The organism is Allobosea sp. P1_A7 (assembly GCF_056406775.1).
This window is the reverse complement of the sequence record NZ_JBFTZN010000410.1, coordinates 1-3,556: the sequence shown is the minus strand read 5'-3', so window position 1 is coordinate 3,556 and position 3,556 is coordinate 1. Positions and strand designations below refer to the sequence as shown.

Genomic DNA, 3,556 nt, shown 5'->3' with positions numbered 1-3,556 from the left:
GAAGAGCGCCGCGATATCGGCATCCAGCCCATCCTGCTTGCCGGCGCTGGTGACGAAGCCCCAGGGCGGATTGTCGCCCTGGATGCCCACGACCAGCTTGCCCTTCGCCTTGATCTCCGCCGGCGTCACCGCCAGCGCAGGCCGCAGCAGCAGGCCGGGCGCCGCAAGCCCGACCGCGCCGGCCAACAGAGCCTGACGGCGGTTGAGCAATCCCTTGTTCGAAGATGTCATGTCTCACTCCCTTGGTTGATCTTGCTTGGTTGATCTTGCCTGGTTGAACTTGCCTGGCCGGAATTGGCGCGGTGTCTGTTGCCGGCCTCGTCAGCGTGTTGCCGCGGCAAACTGGCGTTCCAGCCGCGCGCCGAAGAGCGAGAGCGGCCAGCACATGACGAAGTACAGAGCCCCCACGATCCCGAAGACGAGGAGAGGCTGGAAGATCTGGTTCGAGATGATGTTGCCAGCCCGGGCCAGCTCGGTGAAACCGACGATGGCAGCCAGCGACGTTCCCTTGATCAGCTGCACCAGGAAGCCGATCGTCGCCGGCAGCGAGATGCGGATAGCCTGCGGCAGGACCACATCCTTCATCCGCGAGACATAGTTCAGGCTCAGCGCCTTGGCGGCCTCGGTCTGGCCCTTCGGCACGGCTTCGATTGAGCCACGCCAGATTTCGCCGAGATAGGCGCTGGCATGCAGCGTGAAGCCGATCGAGACGGCGACCCAGGAGTCGAGTTTCAACCCGATCAGCGCCAGTCCGTAATAGACCACGAAAAGCTGCATCAGCAGCGGCGTGCCCTGGAAGATGGCGATATAGCCTGAGGTTGCACGCTCCAGCAGCGGAATACCGGAGGTCCGCGCCAGAGCGACGCCGAGCCCGAAGATACCGCCCCCGACGAAGCCGATCACCGAAAGGAAGACCGTCCATTTCAGTCCGGTGAGGAGGAAGAGGAATTCGTTTGTACCCATGACGATCTCCTCACTTGACCGGATAGCTGAAATACCGACCGGAGATGAGCGCGAAGAAGCGCATCATCAGCCAGGATATGACGAGGTAGAACAGCGTCACCGTCCCGTAGACCTCGAAGCTGCGGAAGCTGTCCGACTCGATCCGTTGTGCGACTGAGGTCAGCTCATAGGCAGAGATCGCGGAGGCGACGCTGGTCGTCAGCGTCAGCAGCACGAACTGGCTGGTCAGTGAGGGAAAGATCGCGCGCAGCGCCGGCCGCAGAACGATCAGCCGGAAGACCTGCGCCTTGTGCAGGCCAAGCGCGAGACCGGCTTCGACCTGCCCCTTGCTGATCGACTGAACGCCGCCACGGATGATCTCGATGGCATAGGCGCCGCCATTGATGCCCAGCGCGATAATGGCCGTCGGCGTCGGGTCGAGCCGCACGCCCAGGAGCGGCAATGCGAAATAGATGAAATAGATCTGCACCAGGAAGGGCGTGTTCCGGATCAGCTCGACGAAAGCCATCACCAGCCAGCGCACCTGTTTGATCCGCGAGTCGCGCAGCACAACACCGCCGATGCCGATGACGATGGCCAGCACCATGCCGCCGAGCGCCAGGAACAGCGTTCCCAGACAGGCGGTCAGAAGGCTCGGCAACCCATCCAGTACAGGCGTGAAATCAAGCTTGTAGTTCATGGCGCTTCCCTGAGCGGCCGACCTTCTGAGTGGGTCGATCCGGTTCCCGTCTTTGGCGGTAGCGCCTCTGGGTGGGCGCCTTGAGTATGAGCGATCGTTCGGCTTGCGCGATCGCCTGTCGATGTTAAATGTACGAAACGGTTCAATTGGTCAAGTCAATTGAACTGAACGGTTCATTTACAGCCGCACAGTCGGCGCCGGGGTCTGTCCATGCTTGGAAGCCGCAAGACGAATGAGATGCCGGCCTCGCCGGCGCGGCCGGCTGGCACGCGAAAATCCGCGAGCTGGACCCAGGACCCCGACGGCGTTCGCCGCAATATCCTGGCGGTCGCGCGTGACGAGTTCGTCGAGAATGGGCTGAGTGGTGCGAGGGTCGACGAGATCGCGGCGAAGACCTCCACCAGCAAGCGGATGATCTACTATTATTTCGGCGACAAGGAGGGACTCTACCGGGCCGTGCTCGAGGAGGCCTATGCCCGGATCCGCAATTTCGAGCGCAGCCTCGATCTGGCTGCCCTGCCCCCGCGCGAAGCGATCGTGTCGCTGACGGGTTTCACCTTCGACTATCACGCCGACAATCCGGATTTCGTCCGCCTCGTCATGGTCGAGAACATCCACCATGCCCGGCATCTCCAGAGCTCTCCCAAGATCGCGGATCTCAACCTCTCGGTCATCGACATGATCGGCGAGGTCTATGAGCGCGGACTGCGCGAGGGAGTGTTTCGGGAGGGTCTCGACCCGATCGACATCCATCTGACGATCAGCGCGCTGAGTTTCTACAATGTCTCCAACCGGGCCAGCATCCAGCAGGTCTTCGGGCACGACATGGGGGCGCCGGAAGCCCGCGAGCGCCGACGGCTCAGCGCGATCGAGACCGTGCTTCGCATGCTCTGCCGCTGACCGCATGGCGCGCAGGGATCAGCTGGGCCCGACCAGGCCGGCCATAGCCTGGATCGCCAGTTCGTAACCGGCTGCGCCGAAGCCGATCAGGATGCCGGTCGCCGTCCGGGAGATCAGCGAATTGTGGTAGATGCTCTCTCGGGCATGCACGTTGGAAATGTGCAGCTCGATCTTCGGACCGTCGAACATCTTGAGGGCATCGAGCAACGCGATTGAGGTGAAGGTGTAGCCGGCCGGATTGATGATGATCCCGCACGCCTCGATGCGGGCCTGATGCACGCTCTCCACCAGCTCGCCCTCGAAATTCGTCTGGCGGAAGTCGATCTCGAAACCCAGCGTCCCGGCTTTCTCGATACAGCGCTGTCGAACCTCATCGAGCGTGGTCGTTCCGTAGATCGCGGGTTCGCGCTGGCCGAGCAGATTGAGATTGGGGCCGTTGAGGACGTAGATGCGATTGCTCATGTCGATATCCTTGGCGCCTCGTCGCGCATGCGCGGCAAGGCGCGTGCAGGCCGGAGTCAACGCGGCTGGCCTGCAGGCAAAATCTGAAGGAGCGAGCGAGCAGCGCGCTCAGCTTGCGGAGAAGGAGATGCCTTCGAGGCTGTCGGGGAACTTGTGGACGGGAACCTTCATCCACTTGTCGTAGACTTTCTGGAGCTCGCCATTCGCCCTGATCTTGTCGATAAAGGCGTTGAGGGCGGCGTTGATCTCCTTCTCGCCCTGCCGGGTGCAAGCGCCGTTGTAGAGGTTCTGGAATTCGAGCTTGTTCTCGAATTCGCCCGGCCGGGCCTGCTCGATACGCTGGATGTAGAAGATGTTGCCGCCAAGCGCCTGGACCTGGCCCGAGACCAGCGCCTGGATGCTGGGGGCATCRCCGTCRTAGCGCCGGATCGTCGTGCTGGCCGGCGCGTTCTTGGTGACCTGGGTATCCTGGGCTGCGCCCTTGGCCACGCCRATRGTGAACTTCGCCATGTCCTCRTTSGTCTTGATCACCGCCGATTTCGGCCCGATCAG

Annotated in this window: 5 protein-coding genes and 1 pseudogene; 1 reads left to right on the top strand and 5 read right to left on the bottom strand. The window is 62.3% G+C overall.

Annotated features, from left to right (window positions below; translation table 11 throughout):
- From AC1D34_RS35265 to AC1D34_RS35255, 3 genes and pseudogenes are all read right to left on the bottom strand, one after another.
- Positions 1 to 231, bottom strand: a pseudogene (locus AC1D34_RS35265) (transporter substrate-binding domain-containing protein); the annotation flags it as partial.
- A gap of 90 nt (positions 232 to 321) precedes the next feature.
- Positions 322 to 963 (bottom strand): amino acid ABC transporter permease, encoded by a 642-nt coding sequence (locus AC1D34_RS35260; protein ID WP_441489915.1) that lies wholly within the window; start codon positions 961 to 963, stop codon positions 322 to 324.
- A 10-nt stretch (positions 964 to 973) separates the two neighbouring features.
- On the bottom strand, positions 974 to 1,642 hold the full coding sequence (locus tag AC1D34_RS35255) for an amino acid ABC transporter permease (protein WP_441489914.1): 669 nt from the start codon (positions 1,640 to 1,642) through the stop codon (positions 974 to 976).
- Positions 1,643 to 1,852: 210 nt separating this feature from the next.
- On the opposite strand from AC1D34_RS35255, the gene AC1D34_RS35250 reads away from it, so the two are divergent.
- On the top strand, positions 1,853 to 2,542 hold the full coding sequence (locus tag AC1D34_RS35250; protein WP_441489913.1) for a TetR/AcrR family transcriptional regulator: 690 nt from the start codon (positions 1,853 to 1,855) through the stop codon (positions 2,540 to 2,542).
- Between the two features lie 18 nt (positions 2,543 to 2,560).
- On the opposite strand, the gene AC1D34_RS35245 is transcribed toward AC1D34_RS35250, so the two are convergent.
- Together AC1D34_RS35245 and AC1D34_RS35240 are read right to left on the bottom strand one after the other, a co-directional pair.
- Positions 2,561 to 3,004 carry a type II 3-dehydroquinate dehydratase gene (locus tag AC1D34_RS35245; RefSeq protein ID WP_441489912.1) on the bottom strand — a complete coding sequence of 148 codons (444 nt, stop codon included), beginning with the start codon at positions 3,002 to 3,004 and terminating at the stop codon, positions 2,561 to 2,563.
- A 108-nt stretch (positions 3,005 to 3,112) separates the two neighbouring features.
- On the bottom strand, positions 3,113 to 3,556 hold a 444-nt coding region (locus AC1D34_RS35240), incomplete at its 5' end, for a transporter substrate-binding domain-containing protein (RefSeq protein WP_476826751.1).